The 17,986-nt window shown below is 69.6% G+C and carries 15 protein-coding genes; 14 read left to right on the forward strand and 1 reads right to left on the reverse strand.

Annotation, left to right across the window (positions count from 1 at the left end; translation table 11 throughout):
- Positions 1–71: 71 nt before the first annotated feature.
- The 14 genes from AB0P41_RS27165 to AB0P41_RS27230 all read left to right on the forward strand — a co-directional run bounded on the left by AB0P41_RS27165 (position 72) and on the right by AB0P41_RS27230 (position 16,441).
- Positions 72–1,316 carry a YcaO-like family protein gene (locus AB0P41_RS27165; RefSeq protein WP_356714171.1) on the forward strand — a complete coding sequence of 415 codons (1,245 nt, stop codon included), beginning with the start codon at positions 72–74 and terminating at the stop codon, positions 1,314–1,316.
- A 35-nt stretch (positions 1,317–1,351) separates the two neighbouring features.
- Positions 1,352–1,942 (forward strand): cyclodehydratase, encoded by a 591-nt coding sequence (locus AB0P41_RS27170; protein ID WP_365934631.1) that lies wholly within the window; start codon positions 1,352–1,354, stop codon positions 1,940–1,942.
- A gap of 41 nt (positions 1,943–1,983) precedes the next feature.
- Positions 1,984–3,597 carry a tpaE gene (locus AB0P41_RS27175; RefSeq protein WP_365934632.1) on the forward strand — a complete coding sequence of 538 codons (1,614 nt, stop codon included), beginning with the start codon at positions 1,984–1,986 and terminating at the stop codon, positions 3,595–3,597.
- 3 nt (positions 3,598–3,600) lie between these two features.
- On the forward strand, positions 3,601–4,305 hold the full coding sequence (locus AB0P41_RS27180; protein WP_365934633.1) for a tpaF: 705 nt from the start codon (positions 3,601–3,603) through the stop codon (positions 4,303–4,305).
- 28 nt (positions 4,306–4,333) lie between these two features.
- Positions 4,334–6,067 (forward strand): hypothetical protein, encoded by a 1,734-nt coding sequence (locus AB0P41_RS27185; protein ID WP_365934635.1) that lies wholly within the window; start codon positions 4,334–4,336, stop codon positions 6,065–6,067.
- The gene (locus AB0P41_RS27190) at positions 6,064–7,983 is read left to right on the forward strand and encodes a YcaO-like family protein (protein ID WP_365934636.1); all 1,920 of its coding nucleotides are present in this window, start codon (positions 6,064–6,066) and stop codon (positions 7,981–7,983) included. The genes AB0P41_RS27185 and AB0P41_RS27190 overlap by 4 nt, the downstream gene beginning before the upstream one ends.
- Before the next feature lie 28 nt (positions 7,984–8,011).
- Positions 8,012–10,672: a lantibiotic dehydratase gene (locus AB0P41_RS27195; protein ID WP_365934638.1), complete on the forward strand. Its 2,661-nt coding sequence runs from the start codon at positions 8,012–8,014 to the stop codon at positions 10,670–10,672.
- Complete coding sequence (locus tag AB0P41_RS27200) at positions 10,653–11,630, forward strand: thiopeptide-type bacteriocin biosynthesis protein (RefSeq protein ID WP_365934639.1); 978 nt, start codon at positions 10,653–10,655, stop codon at positions 11,628–11,630. Before AB0P41_RS27195 ends, AB0P41_RS27200 begins: the two co-directional genes overlap by 20 nt.
- A gap of 93 nt (positions 11,631–11,723) precedes the next feature.
- On the forward strand, positions 11,724–11,879 hold the full coding sequence (locus tag AB0P41_RS27205; RefSeq protein ID WP_078651955.1) for a thiocillin/thiostrepton family thiazolyl peptide: 156 nt from the start codon (positions 11,724–11,726) through the stop codon (positions 11,877–11,879).
- Positions 11,880–11,980: 101 nt separating this feature from the next.
- Entirely contained in the window at positions 11,981–12,133 is a 153-nt protein-coding gene (locus tag AB0P41_RS27210; RefSeq protein WP_078651956.1) for a thiocillin/thiostrepton family thiazolyl peptide, read from the forward strand.
- Positions 12,134–12,252: 119 nt separating this feature from the next.
- The gene (locus AB0P41_RS27215) at positions 12,253–13,386 is read left to right on the forward strand and encodes a hypothetical protein (protein WP_365934641.1); all 1,134 of its coding nucleotides are present in this window, start codon (positions 12,253–12,255) and stop codon (positions 13,384–13,386) included.
- 18 nt (positions 13,387–13,404) lie between these two features.
- On the forward strand, positions 13,405–15,360 hold the full coding sequence (locus AB0P41_RS27220) for a RiPP maturation radical SAM C-methyltransferase (protein WP_356714161.1): 1,956 nt from the start codon (positions 13,405–13,407) through the stop codon (positions 15,358–15,360).
- Positions 15,361–15,374: 14 nt separating this feature from the next.
- The gene (locus tag AB0P41_RS27225; RefSeq protein ID WP_365934642.1) at positions 15,375–16,052 is read left to right on the forward strand and encodes a DUF5825 family protein; all 678 of its coding nucleotides are present in this window, start codon (positions 15,375–15,377) and stop codon (positions 16,050–16,052) included.
- A 2-nt stretch (positions 16,053–16,054) separates the two neighbouring features.
- A complete protein-coding gene (locus AB0P41_RS27230) occupies positions 16,055–16,441 on the forward strand; it encodes a hypothetical protein (RefSeq protein ID WP_365934643.1) in 387 nt (128 codons plus the stop codon).
- A 215-nt stretch (positions 16,442–16,656) separates the two neighbouring features.
- Here AB0P41_RS27230 and tuf read toward each other — a convergent pair whose 3' ends face one another.
- Positions 16,657–17,850, reverse strand: coding sequence for an elongation factor Tu (gene tuf / locus AB0P41_RS27235; protein ID WP_356714158.1), 1,194 nt, complete (start codon positions 17,848–17,850; stop codon positions 16,657–16,659).
- Between the last annotated feature and the right edge of the window lie 136 nt (positions 17,851–17,986).

Here is a 17,986-nt window from a genome sequence, read left to right on the forward strand (position 1 = left end):
AGACTGAATTACAACGGATAGCGTCTCTGGTATCCCCATACGGCCTGGTATCCCGTACCACGGCTTTGCCCGTGGCCGACGGCGACCCCGACTTCGCCGTCCGTGTTTCCCGCATCGGCGACCTTTCGAAAGTCCTGCAGGGAATGCGGAGCTGGAGCGGCAGCGGCGACACCGGGAATCTCGACGGCGCCGGCAGCGCGCTGACCGGCGAGCGGGCCCGGCTCATCTCGATCGCCGAGGCCCTGGAGCGGTACTCGATCTGCTCCTGGCACGACAGCGACCTGCTCACCGCCGCCGAGGACGAACTCGACGAGGACTTCGTGTCGCCGACGCGGTGGCCCGTGTGCTCCGCGCACGAGTTCGCCCAGGACGACTGCGGCCTGGTCCCGTACGACCCGGCCGTCCCGATCAGATGGGTACGGGCCTGGTCTCTCACCCGGCGCCGCTCCACCCTCGTACCGGCCATCGCGGTGTACCTGCACATGACACCGCAGTCACCGTCGGAACGCTTCACCCGCGGCATCACCACGGGAGCGGCCGTCCACTCCGACATCCGCAGCGCGGTGCTCGGCGGGCTGCTGGAGGTCGTGGAGCGGGACGCACTGACCCTCGCCTGGCTCCAGCGCCTGCGGCTGCCGCAGATCGTGGTCGACCCCGAGCTGCTGGAGCCGTCCGCACGCGCCTGCCACACGGCCGGAACCCGGCGTCACCTCGACGTACGGCTCTTCGACGCGACGACGGACTTCGGCATCCCCGTGGTGTACGCCGTACAGCTGTCGCCTCACGAGGACCAGCTCGCACAGATCGTCGGCGCGACGTGCGACATCGATCCGCAGCGCGCCGTGGGCAAGCTCTACCGCGAGCTGGCCTCCGTACGGGTGGCGCTGCGCGCCGGCCTGGCCACCGGTCCGGCGCGGCGGCCCGAGGACGGGACCGTCAGCGTCGTCGGCTCGGCGGCGTACAACGCGTCGGCGGAGCGACGGCACGTCTTCCGGCACCTGCTGGAGGGCGAGCGTGACCTCCGGCGGCTCGACGAACTGCCCGATCTGTCCGCCGGGACCGACCCGCTGGCGACCGCCGTGTCCCAGCTGGCCGCGCGCGGCGCCGAAACGCTCGTCGTCGACATCACCACGGACGAGGCACGGCAAGTGGGGATGCACGCCGTCAAGGTGCTGGTGCCCGAAGCCATGCCGCTGTCGTTCATCCACAGCGAGCGCTACCTCGGCACTCCCCGGCTCTACACCGCGCCGACGGCGATGGGACACGAGAGCCGCGTCGAGCAGTCACTGAATCCGGAACCGCAGCCGGCCGCATAGCCGGCGTACAGGAGGAGCAGGTGTCCCAACCGTTCGTGGATTGTCTGTACCTGGTACGGGACACCTTCGGCGAGCAGTACGCGCAGACCTACCGGCCCACGTCCTGGAGCCGGGTGAGCGGCAGTGAACTCCCCGACGAGGAGCGGCTGTCGGGCGCCGCGATGATCGTGGCCGTGCACTCCGGGAAGGACGAGGAACTGCGTGACGGACTCGACCGGTTCGGGTTCGAGCGGGGCATCCCGACCGTGGGCGTCGAGCTGCTCCCGACCAGGATCGTGTGCGGCCCTGCCGTGATCCCCGGCGCCACGGCCTGCTACTCCTGCCATCTGCGCCGCGCCGAACAGCACCAGGACACCGCGCGGACCGGTGACCTGGGCGCGGCGACCCGGGGCCTGCCCGAGGGTTTCGGCCGGATGCATCTGGCCATCGCGCACGGCCTGCTGAACCTCGCCACGGACGAACTGCGCACGGGGCCGGCCGGACTCGGCGCGACGGTCAGGACGTTCGACCTGGTCGGGGGGACGGTCTCGACCGCGGTGACGGTGGCCGTGGACCGCTGTCCGAGGTGCAGCGCCAGATGGGGCGGCCGGCGTGAGGGCGCCGACGCACTGACGCGCCTCGTCTGAACCGTTCGTCACGTCATCGCCACGGGGGAAGGAACATATCGATGGGTGTGGAGCTGAAGGCGGAGGCCCTGGGGCGGGCCGCCGGCCGGGACAAGCAGATCGCGGTCCCGCAACTGCCCGTACTGCGCAAGGGCGTTCGGCTGCGCCGGGCCGGAGAGTCCCTGATGCTCGACGGGGCCGACAAGCGGCAGGCCTTCACCGGCAGGTTCGCGCGCGAGGACCTCGGCCGGCTGGTCGCCGTCTGCGACGGCGCCACCACGCTGCCCGGCATCGCCACCGCGGTGAATCTGCCCGAGGGGATCGTCCTCAAGTCCCTCGCCCTGCTCTGGGCGTCCGGCGCCCTGGAGGAGGGCACCGGAACCGGCCCGGCCGCGGAGATCACGCCCGAGCTGGCCTGCCTCCTGTCGCGGCTCGGCAACTCCACCGGGGTGAACCCGTCCTGGACCGACGCCGCGGCACGACTGGGCCGTACCACCGTGCACCTGGCGGGCGACGGCGCCCTGGCGAAGACCACGGCGGACTGTCTGGACGGCGTGTGCGAGGTGGTCGGCGACCTCGACGACCTGCCGGCCGACGACAACTCCCTCGTCGTCTTCTTCGAGACCCGCGACTCCCGCCCCGGTCTCCCCGCACTGCGGCACCGATGTTGGGTGGAACGACGGCCCCTGCTGCGCGTACGCGCCGACAGCACATCGATGACCCTGGGCCCGTACGTGGACCCCGCGTTCACCCCGTGCCTGGAGTGCGGCGTCGCGGACGAAGGGGACGCGCCGCCGGACGTTCCGCCCGACCAGGCGCACGACCTCGTCGCGGGCACGGTCGCCCACCACGTGCTCGCCCTCGCCTCCCGTTCGGTCCGGACCTACCTGCCGCTCGACGCCGGCATCGTCGATCTGACCACCCTGGCGACCCGCTACCGCCCCAGCACCACCCGCCCCGGGTGCCCCACCTGCTCGTTCAGCAAGGGCCCCACGGCGACCACACCGCCCGCCGCCGCGGTCTACGAGGCGTCGATCGCCCTTCCGGTCCGCGAGTTCCTCGACACCAACGGGCACCTGGCCCACTTCCATTCGAAGAACATGAACCTCCAGTGGCAGTTCCGCGACTGGCCCAGCTGTCCGCGGGTGCCGCTGCCCGCGGCGGACGTGTCACGGCTGGCGGGGACGCGGTCGCAGGCGGCGGACCCGGCGGAGTGCGGGCCGGCCGACCTCGCCCTGATGCTCGCGGTGGCCTTCGGTATCCGCCAGCGGTCCGACGGCTGGGTGCAGCGGTGGACGGCGGCCGGCGGCAACATCGGTTCGGCCACGGCCTATGTGGTGAGCCGCGACGAGTCCGTACTGCCCGTGGGCGGGTACGCGTACCGCGAGGGGGACCACGACCTCGCCCGGCTGACCGGCGAGGCGCTGCCGGGCGAGAAGCCGCTCCTGCTGGTCGTCACCGCCAACCTGCCGAAGATGGGCTCCAAGTACGGCACGTTCGGGCTCCGTATCTCCTTCTGCGACGGCGGCGTCGCCCTGTCCGCCGCCCGGAAGGTCGCCGACCGGCTGAATCTGCCCCGCTCACTCGTCACGGACTGGGACGACCGGGCCCTGAGCGAATACCTGGGCCTCTCCCCCGCCGAAGAACCGATCACGGCCGTCATGGAGGTGGGCTGAACCGTGCGCACCGACCCCTCCATGATGGAGCCACTGCTGGAGACCTTCGCCGACCGGACCCGGTCCGGCGACGGCCTGGCGGCGGAGCGCTCGCTGCTGCCGTTCGCGGACGCCGTGCCCGTCGATCTCGATGCCGAGGCGCAGGCGACGGACTCCGGCCACACCTTGGACCTGCACGAAACCCTCCAGGCGCGCCGGTCGACCCTTCAGTACGGCAAGGCACCCGTGCGTACGGACCTGATCCTGCGGTGGGTGCGCGAGGCACTGGTGCGCGACGCCGAGGACTGGGGGCTCGACGACGCCTGCGGCCCGCTGGAGGCGTTCGTCTTCGCGCTGCGCAGCGAGGGCCGCCCGGCCGGGGTCTACCGCGTCACCGCGCGGGAGGCATCGTTCGTCGCCCCGGCCTCGGCCGTCGGCGACCCGCAACGCCTAGGCATCCAGCGGGAGTTCGCCGACGGGGCCGGCATCGTCACCATCTGCGCCGATCTCGACACCGCGGACTCGTGGACGGGGGCGCACGGCTTCCGCCTGTGCGCGGTGCGCGCCTCGATGGCCCTCTACGACTTCCACCTGCGCTGCCAGTCCGACCGGCTCGCCGGCACCGTCTTCGGCGGCTTCATCGGCGCGGCCGTCCGGAACCTGATCCAGAGCGACGGCGTGACGAGACACCCGCTGCTGTCCGCGACCTACGCCCACCCCGCGTCCTGACCGCAGAGTCCCGAAAGTGAGTGAATCGATGTCCTCTGGGGGTCCCACATCGGCGGGGCGTGTCCCTCTCACCCGGCCCGATGTCTCGACGCTGCGGACGAAGCAGGGCGCGTGGGTCGGCGTCGGCACGTCCTCGTTCACCGTGAAGGGAGCATCCGCCTTCCAGGTCGTCTCGACGCTGTTGAGCGGATCGGACGGCAGCCGCACCGAACGTGAGTTGCTGGAGGAGTTCCCGGACGGGTCACGCCCCGCGGCCTCGCGCGTCCTGCACGCGCTGGTGGCGCGCCGGTGCGTGACCGTGCTCGACGCACCGCTGTCGCAGCAGGCCGGCGACAGGGGGCCGGCGTCACAGTGGCTGATCCCGTACCTCTCGCAGCTGACGGACGAACCGGTGCGCGCGCTGGACCGCCTCCTGGCCACCTCCCTGCACCTCCACGGCCGCCCCGCGTGGCTCGAACGGCTGCGCCGCCTGCTGGAGGCGGCGCCGCTGTCCGGCCTGGAGACCGCGTTCCACCCGGCCACGGCGCGGGAGACGCGGGAGGCGGCACCCTGGTGGGAGAACGCCGGACTGGTCGTCGTCGACGCGGACGGTCTCCCGTACGAACACACCCTGCGGCTGCAGGACTCGCTGCTCGAACGCGGTGTGCCGCACGGCATCGTGGGCGAGGTGCACGGACGCCGTTGGCTCCTGTGGTCCGACGCGAGCACGACCGGCTGCTGGGAGTGCCTGTGCCGGTACGGCCGTACGCCCGCGCCCTCAGCCGAGGCCACCGGCCCCGCGTCCCCCGCGGTGGACGACGCCGCCGCGGCGGCGCTGATCCACGCGGTCTACCTGCGTGGTGCCGGGCTCGGCGGGCATCACGAAGCAGCGGCGGCCGTGTCGATGCCCCTGGCCACGGACGCGCCGACGGTGCAGACGCATCCGGCGTGGCCGGCGGCGGGGTGCCGCTGCCACCGCGCGGTGGCGCCGCCGGCCGCCGGTGGCGACGGGGACGACCCGGGCGAGGTGCTGGTCCGCAGGAACATCGTCAGCCCCGAGGACGACAGCCGGCTGGACGACGTGCACGAGCGGATCATCAGCACCCTGCGCGGCTGGACCGACGAATTCCTCGGCCCCTTCAGGTACCTGGACGGTGGCGACCTCTCGCAGGTCCCCTTCGGGCGGGCCACGTCCACGTCCCTCGTCGGGCTCGCCGACGCGTGCCGGGTCCACGAGCTGACCACCGCCACCCTGTCGCCCCGCGAGGCGATCTACCAGGCGGCGCTGAACACGCTGGAGGGGTACGCCCGCCCCGGGGCAGGCGCCGGGTGGTCGACGAACGAGGCGCTCTACCGCGCTCTGCTGAAGCGTTCGCTGGCACAGCCGGCGGACGCGGTCACGTGGGCGCCCCTGACCGACGACGACCTCGGGCACGGCGAGTGCGCCGGATTCGGCCGGTACATCCTGCGAGCCGTCGGCCGCGACCGTGGCGGGGAGGTGTGGGAGTGGTCCGGCACCCGGCTGCCGGACGGCGTCCACCGGGTCACCGGCCGTGCCGACGGCCGCCCGGAGGTGCGGGGCGCGGGCGCCTGCTACGCGGAAGCGGTCTCCATGGCCCTGCTCGGCCTGGTCAACGACGACGACGCCGTGGTCCCGCTCAACCCGCACTTCCGCACCTGGCCGGAGGTGTGGCAGCACATCGACCGGCCCGCGTACGCCGAGGTGACGGCGCACACGGTTCCTTTCGCGCAAGGCAAGGCCCGACTGGTGGAGGTCCTATGAGTGCCCGACCGCAGACCGCCCCGCCGGCCACCGGGCGGCCCGCGCCACCGGCGGCCGGGTGGAGCGGCCCCCAGGCGGCCGACCTCGTCTCCGCCCTGTCCGCCGTCCCCGGCACCCCGCAGCCGGCGGAGGTGCTCCTCGGGCCGCTGACGAACCCCGCCCGGGTACACACGGCCGCAGACGGGTCGGGGCGCGGTCTTGCCGTACTGCTGTGGTGCGGCAGCGTCCACGTCCTGGTCCACGACCTGGCGCACAAGGGCGACGGCGGATGCCCGCAGTGCCTGGCGTGGTTCCTCAGCAGGAGCGTGGACTCCGCCGTGCTGCCGTACGAGGAGATGTCCGGGGCCGGGGCCCCGGCCGCCGCGCACGGCGACGTGTTCTGGCAGCAGCTCGGCCCGGCACTGCGCGCGAGTGTCACCCGGCTCGCGGCACTGCTCCTGCGGGCGCCCTCCCCCGGCGGCGCGCTCGCCACGATCGACCGGGCGAGCGGCGCGGTGCGGCAAGGACACGTACCCCCGAGGACGGGCTGCCCGGTGCGCACCCCCACGGCGACGACCACGATCGCCTTCGGTGCCGTGCCCGAGCTGCTGGAGAAGTCCGAAGGGGCGCTGCGGGCCCGGCGTCCGCTGCCGACGACCCTCACGGCCGACTACCTGGGACCGCACTCGATGTTCCGGGAACCGCTCTTCGACCTGGACGGCCCGCTGCCGCAGGCGCAGGTGGGCCTGCCGCTGGGCAACGGCATGCTGGAGCCCGGGATCGGGCGCAGCCTGAGCTTCGACAGGAGCCGGACGACCGCGGTGCTCGAAGGTCTGGAGCGGCACGCCGGGTTCTGTCACCAGCGGGTCGAGGGCACCGTGGAGGCCACGCTCGCGGAGCTGGGGGAGCAGGGCATCGACCCGCGCACCCTGGGCCAGCACTCCGCCGAGCAGTACGCGCGTGAGGGCTTCCTCTGGGCCCCCCTGGGCCCGGACGAGACGGTGGAGTGGGTTCCTCTCACGCCGCTCGGCGACGGGCCCGCCCGGTACCTGCCCGAGGTCGCGCTGTCATGGGTGCGCCGCATCGGCGCCCGCCAGCCGTTCTTCTACGACACGTCGAACGGTTTCGCGCTGGGCCAGAGCCACGAGGAAGCGACGCTGCACGGGCTGTTCGAGATCGTGGAACGGGACGCGTTCCTGCTCACCTGGTACCGCAAGCTGCTGCTGCCCGAACTCGTGCTGGGGCCGGGCGACAGCCACCTCAGGGAACTGATGGACCGCGTCGAGGTGGTGACGGGGTTCCGGGTGCGTCTCTTCTGGGCGACGCAGGACATCGACATCCCGGTGGTGCTGGCGCTCGCCCAGCGCGACGCGGAGACGGGCCCCTGCACCCTCGTGTCGACCGCGACCAGCCTGTACCCGCGGGCGGCGGCCGAGTCGGCGATCTTCGAAGTGTCCGCACGAGTGGCGTCCCTGCGGCACGTGTTCGACAAGGACCCGGTGCACAGGGAACGGCTCGCGGAGGACTTCGACGCGCTGGTCGAGATGGACGATCACAGCCTGCTGGGTGCGCTGCCCTCGTCCCGCGAGTGGTACGCGTTCCTGGACACGCCCGACAGGCCCGAACTGTCCCTGTCGGAACTGGCGGCCTCCGCCCCGGCGTTCGGCACCCTCGACAAGGATCTCGACCATGTGCGGGCGCGGATCGAGGCCACCGGCACGTACGCGTACGCGGCCGACGTCACCACGCCCGAGCTGCGCTGGCGCGGACTGGTCTGCACCCGCAGTTTCGTGCCCGGCTGCGTGCCCATGACGTTCGGGCACGGCACCCGTCGGCTCGAAGGGCTGCCACGGCTCCACGACGGGTCGCTGCCCCATGCCTCCCTGCTGCCCGACGACATGACTCCGGCGGGTGTTCCGCCCCACCCCTTTGCCTAGCCCGCTGGTGAGACGAGGAGTACCTTTCGTGCGATCGGATGAGTCCGTACTGAACCCCACCGCGCGGGTCAGTCCCTATGTCGTGTTCCGGCGAAGCCGGCTGCCCGTGGCCGCGCTGGAGGACCTGCGGTTCGACGGGCCCTGGGCCCGCATCGAGGAGAGCCGCCTGCTCGCGGAGGACTGTGCGCGGCGTGCGGGCGAGCTGGCCGACCGGCTGTCCGTGCTCGTGCCGCAGGTGGCCCCGGCCGCGCGTGCCGAGCTGGTGCGGCTGCGCCGTGACGTCTTCAACCAGCGCGCGGAGCCGGCGGCCCGGCGGGTCGGGCTCGTGGAGCCGCACCTCGACGCGGACACGCTCGCCGCGGTACAGGAGTGGCTCGACCTCGTAGGGCGGGCACGACGGAGCGAGGAAGAGGCGCAGGCCCTGTTCGAGGACAGGATGCGCGTCGCGCGGGCCGGTTTCGCCCGCATCCTCGACCACGACTCGATGGCCCGGAGCATCCAGCTCTCCGGCGACCAGCTGTACGACAGTCTGCGCCGGTACACCTCCGGCGAAATGGGCCAGGTCAAGCCGAGCCGGGCCCGGGTCTTCGAATCGTCGCTGGTCAACTTCGCCTACCGTGCCGCGCTGAAGCCGTCGCCGTTCGGCCGGTTCACCGAGGTGGGAGCCTTCCCGCCCGACCTGCCACAGGTCGTGGGCGCCGTGCCGGAGTCCCGTACGCACTCGACCACCACGCTGAACCGGGTGCTGGTGAACTGGCTGGCCGCCGGACTGCGGCGGGTCGACGGCGGCATCGATCTGTGCAAGGTGCTGCTGAACTCGTCACTGCGGGTGGACGAGAACAGGATCGAGTTCATCGGGCTCATCCCCGATTCCTCCGAGCACGGCCTCTCCGAGGCGGTCGTACGGCTCAAGCGCGACAAGGTCGTCGACTGCCTGCTGCACGTCCTGTCCTCGGGCACGGCGACGGTGCCGGAGGTCCTCGCGGCGCTGACCACGCTGACCGGCAGCGACGCGACCAGCCGGAAGGCCCTGCGGGCCATGATGCGGATCGAGCTGCTCTACGTCAGTCCGGGCTTCGACGAGCAGGCGCCGGACTACTCCGAGCGGTTCGCCGAGGTGCTGCGCGCCAGGACGACCCCGCCGGTGGCCGTCCTGAGCGGTCATCTCGACACCCTCAGGGAGCTGGAGACTCAGCTGTCCGACGCCCCCGCGCAGAAGCGGGGACTGCTGCTGAACGCCGCCGGGCAGGCCCTCACCGAGGTCGCCGAGGTCTGCGAGATGGACCCGCCGCCCGCGGACATCTCCCGGGCGCCTGCGTACGAGGACCTGTGGACGCCGGACCGGCCGGCCACCTGGAGCCAGACAGCCGTGACGGAGAGCGTCCCGGCGCTGGAGAGCCTGTGGCGGCTGTCGTCGCTGCTCGACTACGGACACACGAAGCGGCTGGGGGTGTACCACTTCGCGTCCACCGTGTTCGGCGAGCGCGAGACGGTGCCCTTCATCACCTTCTGCGAGCAGCTGGTGAAGCTGTCGGAGACCGAGCAGGACGCCGTGTTCTGGGGCCACGCCTCCCCTGCGGCGGGGAACTTCGTGGCGCAGCGCACCCGCGCCCTGATCGACCTGGGCAAGCAGTGCGTTCCCGAGGACGGCGTGGTCCGGCTGTCGCCGGAGGCGGTCACCGCCGCGTGTTCGGGCGTGGAGGACTGCGTCGACCCGGACTCGATCACCTTCCGCGTGCAGTTCGCCGGGGGCGGCCCGTCACCCGAGGTCGTAGTGAACGGCGTCCTGACCGGATTCGGGGTGTACTTCTCGCGCTTCGCGTCGTTCGTCGAGGGCTCCCCCGCCGAGGGTTGGACCCTGCGGAACGCCGTACGGGAGCACCTGCGCAAGGCGTTCCCGGGGCAGGTGGACCTCAACATGGTCGCCGGGCTCAACTTCAACCTGCACCCGCCCCTCACCGACCGGGTGCTGAACTACCCCGGCACCTGGCCCACCGCGCCGGAGCTGAAGGCCTACAGCCTCGACACGCTCGCGATCCGGATCGACCACGAGAACCGCGGTCTGCTCCTGTGGGACCCCGAGCGCGACGAGCGCGTCCACCTGGCGCCGATGAACTTCCTGCTCCCCGTCGTGGTTCCGGTCCTCTACAACCTGATGGAGGTGCTGAGCCCGACGATCCGGTACAACTACGCGCCGATGGACGACATCGGCCGGGCGATGGGGCACCGCGGGTACCCGGACTCGTCGCCGCGGCTGATGGTCGGCGACGTGGTCGCCAGCCGGCGCACCTGGACGGTGCCCGCCCGCGACATCCCCGAACTGACCGAGCTGAGCAAGGACTCGTACCCGGCGCTGCTGCGCTTCGACGAGTGGCGCCGGGCGAGGGGGCTGCCGCGGCACGTGTTCGTACTGACGCAGCGTCTGGACGAGTACAACCTGCTGTCCGGGCTGGTCGAGGAGATCCCGCGCGACTGGGCGGACTTCAGTCACCTGCACCGGGCGAGTGTCCACAAGCCCATGTACGTCGACTTCCGCAACCCGTACCTGGTGCGCAGCTTCGCCAAGTCCGCGTTGACGCGGGACGACGTCTACGTGTCCATCCGGGAGTGCATTCCGGCCCCCGACGAGTACGGCGGTCCCGGACCGGCGGCAGCAGAGGAGTTTTTCGTTGAGCTCTACAGGGACTGAACGCACCCACGCCGGCGCGTGGTCACCGCTCCACCTCTACCTGCCGATGTCGTTGCAGCCCGGCTTCCTGCGGGACGTGATCCGCCCGGTCGTCCACGAGGCCGGGGTGCGGGACCGCTTCTGGTACCTGCGGTACTGGCAGGGCGGCCCGCACATCAGGTTCCGGCTCCACGACGTGCCGGAGCAGGTGGTGGAGTCGGTACGCGGCAGGCTGACGGCGGCGATGCCGGCTCTCGACGCGGAGCAGCGCGCCGAGTACGCGCAGCAGTCCTCGCACCAGCCCGGCCTGGCCGCACTCGAAGGGGCGGAACCCGAAGAGGTAAGGGCGGCGGGCACCGTCGAATCGGCCGTCTACTCACCCGAGTCCGCGAAGTACGGCGGCGTCACGGGACTGCGCATCGCCGAGGAGCTCTTCCGCTCTACGTCGGACGCGGCCCTCGACATCCTCGCCGGCCTGTCGGATCGCCAGCTCGCGTCCTCGCCGACGGGACATGCCCTGCGCGTCATGGCCATGTCCCTCAAGGGGTCCGGGCTGGACATGGCGCAGAGCCAGGACTTCCTCGGTCGGTACGAAGACGACTGGCGCAGTTGGGTACCGCCCGGGTACGACGAGAACTGGCCAAAAATCTACGACAGGACCCGTTCGAAAGTGGCGGAGCTGTGCCGGGCGGTCTGGATCGACGGCTCCACCGACGTTTTTCACGACATCTACGCCCAGGCTTTGAGATCCACCAGGAAAGCGCAGACAAGATCAACGGACGGGGACGTCGCGGAGCTCGTCCTGGAAGGGACTCCGTATGCCCACTGCTTGGCCAACTACATACACACCACGAACAATCGCCTCGGGATCCTGCCGGTCGCGGAGGCATTTCTGGCGTATGTCATCCGCCGCGCACTATCCGAACTGAAGATCGATATCCCCGTCGGAACCGAGCGGAGTGCGGGACTCCACTCGTGACGTTTTTCGGCCTGATTGCTTTTCCCTCTACAAATCCCGTTGTCCCTCGGTACGATGTTCAGGTATCAGAAACCGCATAAGGAGGTGTTCCAAGTGGACGCAGTGGAATCGCTCGACCTGAACGCGCTGGAGATCTCGGACCTCATCGAGGACTCGAACTACAGCGACGAAACGCTGTCGCAGGCAATGGCAGCTTCGACCACGACCACGGGTTGTACGACCAGCTCGTGCTCGTCGTCGTCGTCCTGACCGGACAACGAAATGCGTCACGGTCGGCGGGTTTCATTCTCTGAATGCATACCCGCCGGCCGCGGCACCCGGGAACTGGAAACACAAGGGAAGTGTCTCCGATGAATTCTTCAGAAGAGCTCGACCTGAACGCTCTGGAAATCTCGGATCTCATCGACGAGCTGGGCCGCGACAACGAAACCCTGTCGCAGGTCATGGCGGCATCGTGCGTGGGTACCGCCTGCGCATGTAGCTCGACGTCTTCGTCGTCCTGACCCGGACCACGAGACCACTGCCGGCGGGGGGCTCGCGCAGTACGCCCCCCGTCGGCAGTGACACACCCCGGCGGCTCCTGCCCCCGCGGACAGGTGCGTCGTGACCCATGGAGGTACGCATGCATGTCTTCGTGACGATCCCCCTCGACAGAGGTGACGCGGCTCTGTCACGGAACATCCGCGGTCTCCTCACCGACCTCTTCGGGCCGCAGCAACCACCCTGGCCCGGCGACCACTACTTCGTGCGCACCTGGGACCGGACGGACGGCGTCGACTGTCTGCAGGTCAGCCTCCAGTCCGACACGGCCGGCGCCGACGTGGCACGTGACCGTGTCCGAGGCGCCACGGACGCCCGCGGCTTGCGGCCGACCGTGACGGAAATCCCCTTCGAGGCGATCCCTTCACCGCTGTGGAACTCCGGTATCGGCGGAAGCGGGTTCGACGCCGCCGCCAAGGCCCTGTACCGCGCCGTGACGCCCGTTCTCATCCGGAGCGTCTCCTCGATGGGTGACGACACCGCCAGGGCGTACACGCTGGCCCTGGACCTGATGGTGGCGAACGCGGCAGCCACCGTGCGGGAGTCCGAACAGCGGCAGGTGTCCTCCCGCGGCTTCGGCGAACTGCTCAGCCTGCGGATGCTGAGCTACCGCTCGCACTACGAGGGCGCGAAGAACGCGATGGCCAAGGACCCCGACGCCTTCGAGCGCCGCTGCGCCGCGTACTACGACAGGCTCGGCCCGCACGCCAGGGAATTCATCCGCGGCTGCGCCGCGTCACCGGAGGCCGTGCCCGGCGGCGAACCGGCACGGTCCTGGGCGGAAATCGTGGGTGCTCGCTTCGCCCCGCTGCGCGAGGAGTGCCGAGCGGGCCGCATCACCCATTCCGGCCCCACTCTCGACGATTTCAACGAGAACCACGACGATCGGATGTCGCCCAGCAGCTTCCACGCACAGAAGCTGTCCGCGGAGATGTCGGACCTGCTGCATCGGAGCCCCGACTTCCTGGCGTACCGAATTCAGGCGAGCCTGCTGTACAGCTGCCTCCACACGATGGGATTCGGTCTGGCCGAGCGGTACCTGTTCTGCTATGTCCTCGCACGCGCCAACGAGGAAGTCGCAGGAAGAACAACCGAAGAGCTGGCGCAAGGACTAGACGCCGTCGCCCAGGAGATGGCAGCCCGCCAGGATGCCACCACCAGCCGCCTTCATCAGGCGCACCATGAATCCGTTGAAGCATTCGTCAAGCAGAATTAGAAATTGCGGGGGCGAACCATGCGCATTACTCTCGTCAATGTTCCGTGGAGCCCGATCGGGTTTCCTTCGGTGGCTCTCGGACTACTCAAGAGCCTCACTCTCAAGGAATTTCCCGATGCCGAGGTAGATGTTATCTACGGGAATCTCGACTTCGTGGACTGGGTCACCTCCCGTCTTCCCGAGTTCAATTACGAGGACTACCGGTACTACGACCTCGAAAGCTGCTACATCGGAACCGGCGACTGGGTGTTCTCCTCGGCCCTCTATCACGACCCGAAGTGGAAGGTCCCGGAGTTCCTGGAGCAATTCGGCCCCCGGTCGGAGGCCGACCGCGGACAGGAGCTGGCGCACGGCACCAGCGAGGAACGCCGGATGCAGACCACGCTCTGGCTGCACGAGCACGTCGAGGAGTTCACCGACGAGCTGGCCCGCCGGATCGTCGCCGGCAAGCCCGAAGTCGTCGGCTTCACGACCACGTTCCAGACGCTCACCGCGTCGATGGCGGTGGCCCGGCGCGTCAAGGAACTCGCACCGGAGACGCTGACCGTGTTCGGCGGCGCCAACTGCGAGGGCTCGATGGGCGAGGCGCTTCACCGCAACTTCGACTTCGTCGACTACGTGGTCCGCGGCGAGGGAGAGCTGGCCTGGCCCGGCCTGCTGCGCGCGCTGAACGGGGACGAGGCGTCCTTCAAGGCCGTGCCCGGGCTGTGCTGGCGGGACGGGAGCGACACCTCGGTGCACAACCCCGTGAGCAAGAAGCCGCTGCCGCCGGCCGCGATGGTGATGCCCCACTACGACGAGTACGTCGCCCAGTTCGGGAAGTCGCACGCCCGGTTCTGGCTGGAACCCCGGCTTGTCCTGGAGAGCTCCCGCGGCTGTTGGTGGGGCGAGAAGCACCACTGCACCTTCTGCGGTCTCAACGGCGCCAGCATGATGTTCCGCAGCAAGCGGCCCGAGCAGTTCTTCAACGACCTCGTGACGCTCACCGAACGGCACAAGATCCTCGACGTGATGATCGTCGACAACATCCTGGACATGTCCTACCTGGACTCGCTCCTCCCCCGGCTCGCCGAGGCGGACCTCGACCTGCGCCTGATGTACGAGATGAAGGCGAACATGAAGTACGAGCAGCTGGAGATCATCGCGAAAGGGGGGGTGGTCTGCGTCCAGCCCGGCATCGAGAGCCTCAACAGCAAGGTGCTGAAGCTCATGGACAAGGGCGTCTCCGGCTGCCTGAACGTACGCGTGCTCCGGGATGCCGAGTCGCTGGGCCTGACCGTCGCGTGGGCGTACCTCTACGGCTTCCCCGGCGAGACCGACGAGGACTACTCGAAGATCATCGAGCAGTTCCCGGTGCTGCACCACCTGGAGCCCGCCGGCGGCGACGACCGGCTCGCCGTCCAGCGCTTCGCCCCGTACTTCGAGAACCCCTCGCTCGGCTTCGACGAGCGGTGGGCGGCTCCGCAGTACGGGCTCACCTACGACCTGCCCGAGAAGGAACTCTTCGACATCGCCTACATCTTCAAGGCGACGCACAAGGGCATCGGGAACGAGATGGCGTGGACGCTGCGCTCCAGCATGAACGAGTGGCGGGACGCGCACTGGCGCAGCCAGCTGTCGTTCTTCGAGACCGACGAGGGCATCACGCTGACCAACACCCGGCCGGGCTTCGACTGGGACGTGGTCCAGCTCACCACCGAGGTCGAGATCGCGCTCTTCCAGATGCTCGACCAGCCGAGGAAGCTCGAATACCTCCAGCGCGAGTGCACGAAGCGGTTCGGGACGTCCGACATCAGCTCCGTGATCGACCGGTGGATGGAACTGGGGCTGCTCTTCACGGACGACGGCCGACTGATCCACGTCGTCACCAGGGACCGCAACCAGCGGTTCATGCAGATCCGGGTGGGCCAGTCACTGGCGGCGCGACCGGAGACCGACCGTCCCGCAGTGTCCGCCCAGTCCGCAGCAGTGTGAGAGGCGAAGCTGCCATGACGACGATGAACGAGATCACGACCCTCCCCGGCGACGGGGCCGAGGTCCGGTTCAGCATGTGGCGCCACGGAGACGCGGCGGTACGCATCCTGCCGGGGATGCACCTCGGCGACGCCGTGCTCGGTGCGGACATTGCGGACGAGGCCCGCCGCATCTACCGGTCGGGCGTGCGGTTCGTGTCGATCGAGCCCACCGTCGACCTCGGGGGACGCGTGGGGACCGAGCATGTCATCCCGATGCTCTCCTTCATCCGCGATCTCACCAGTTACGGCGTGGAAGTGGACTGGCGGGCGCAGCTCACGACGCCCGACGGCCCCGAGTGGTGGGTGTACAGCCACCTCTTCCCCCCGTCGGCCGTGGAGGGGCCACGAGGCTCCGAGGCGCTGGCCATCTGGCGGGCCAGATACCACATCGGCCGGTGCTTCTACCGCCGCGGCCCCGGATTCCTGCAGATCCGCGACCGCCGCCACGCCGGTCTGCGCCGGCTCACCGTCTCCGACGAGGCCTACGTCTCCGCGGTCGAGGCGCTGGATGCCGGCGCCGGGAGCGACTCCGTGCCGGCCACGGCGATGCAGGTGTTCGAGAAGCACCACCTGGTCGTCCGGATCGGCGACGGCGTCTGGTGGGCGCCCTACCGCCTGCGGCGCTGGGCATCGCCCTCCTGGGAGGTGTGAGCGTGTACGTCAGCATCGTCCTGTGGAACCTGAAGAACTCCGAGGCCACGGTGGAGGACCTCCGCGAGTACCTGCGTGACTACGCGGTGGACGCGTTCTCCACGCTCAAGGGGATGCGGATGAAGACCTGGTTCGCGGACGCCGAGAGGGGTTACTGGGGGGCCGTGTACCTCTGGGACGGCGTCAACATGCAGGACCCGCTCTCGGTCAGCAAGGCGATCGAGATCATCGGCTACCCGCCGACGTCCACCAGCGTCTTCGCGGTCGAGGCCATCGCGGAGGGCGTCAGCGTGATCGAGTCGTTCGCCGGTGTCGGCCGCGCCTTCGAAGAGGCACCTGCCGGGGCCCCGGACGTGCCCGCCGCCGATCCTGCCGGGGAACCGGCGTGAACACCGCGGCACGTCGTACGGCCGGGGCACCGTAACGCCTCACGCACCGAAGGCCCGTAGGACCCGGTCTCAGCCGAAACCGGTTCGTACGGGCCTTCCGTGTGTCCGCAGGCACGGCAGAGGGCCCGTACGACGTGATGTCGTACGGGCCCCTGCTTCGTGCGATGCGCTCAGTTCAGCGCGACCGGGACGACCCGATCCTCAAGCAGCCGGAACTACTTGGTGATCTTGGTGACCTGGCCGGCGCCCACCGTACGACCACCCTCACGGATGGCGAACTTCAGGCCCTCTTCCATGGCGACCGGCTGGATCAGCGCGACGTCCATGAGGGTGTTGTCACCCGGCATGACCATCTCGGTGCCCTCGGGAAGGGTCACAACGCCCGTCACGTCCGTGGTACGGAAGTAGAACTGCGGGCGGTAGTTGTTGAAGAAGGGGGTGTGACGGCCACCCTCGTCCTTCGACAGGATGTAGGCCTGGGCCTGGAACTCGGTGTGCGGCGTGACCGAACCCGGCTTGATGATGACCTGGCCGCGCTCGACGTCCTCGCGCTTGATGCCACGAAGCAGCAGACCGACGTTCTCACCGGCCTGGCCCTCGTCGAGCAGCTTGCGGAACATCTCGATGCCGGTGACCGTGGTGGTGGTCTTCTCCTGCTTGATGCCCACGATGTCAACGGTCTCGTTGACCTTGAGGACACCACGCTCGATGCGGCCGGTGACGACCGTACCGCGACCGGTGATCGTGAAGACGTCCTCGATGGGCATGAGGAACGGCTTCTCGACGTCACGCTCGGGCTGCGGGATGGACTCGTCGACGGCCTTCATCAGGTCGAGAACGGTCTTGCCCCACTCGGCGTCGCCCTCGAGGGCCTTGAGCGCCGAGACCTTGATGACCGGAAGGTCGTCGCCCGGGAACTCGTACTCGGAGAGGAGCTCACGGACCTCGAGCTCGACGAGCTCCAGGATCTCCTCGTCGTCCACCATGTCGGCCTTGTTCAGCGCGACGACGATGTACGGCACGCCTACCTGGCGGGCGAGGAGCACGTGCTCCTTCGTCTGCGGCATCGGGCCGTCGGTGGCCGCGACCACGAGGATGGCGCCGTCCATCTGCGCCGCACCCGTGATCATGTTCTTGATGTAGTCGGCGTGACCCGGGCAGTCGACGTGCGCGTAGTGACGCGACTCCGTCTGGTACTCGACGTGCGCGATCGAGATCGTGATACCGCGCTGACGCTCCTCAGGAGCCTTGTCGATCTGGTCGAAGGCCGAGGCCTCGTTCAGGTCCGGGTACGCGTCGTGCAGCACCTTGGTAATGGCGGCCGTGAGGGTCGTCTTACCGTGGTCGATGTGACCGATGGTGCCGATGTTGACGTGCGGCTTAGTCCGCTCGAACTTTGCCTTCGCCACTGGGGTCCTCCTGAGTGGTTCTGTACGCCTTGCTTCATCGGCGCCAGGTGATCTTTGCTGGAATGCCGGTGCCGGGGGGCATGCGCCGCACTGCGACACATGCCCTACCGGGCTCCGGTGACAAGCCTAAAGCGTG

Origin of the sequence: Streptomyces sp. NPDC079167, assembly GCF_040686735.1 — a bacterium.
In the GTDB taxonomy this organism is placed as follows: Bacteria; Actinomycetota; Actinomycetes; order Streptomycetales; family Streptomycetaceae; genus Streptomyces.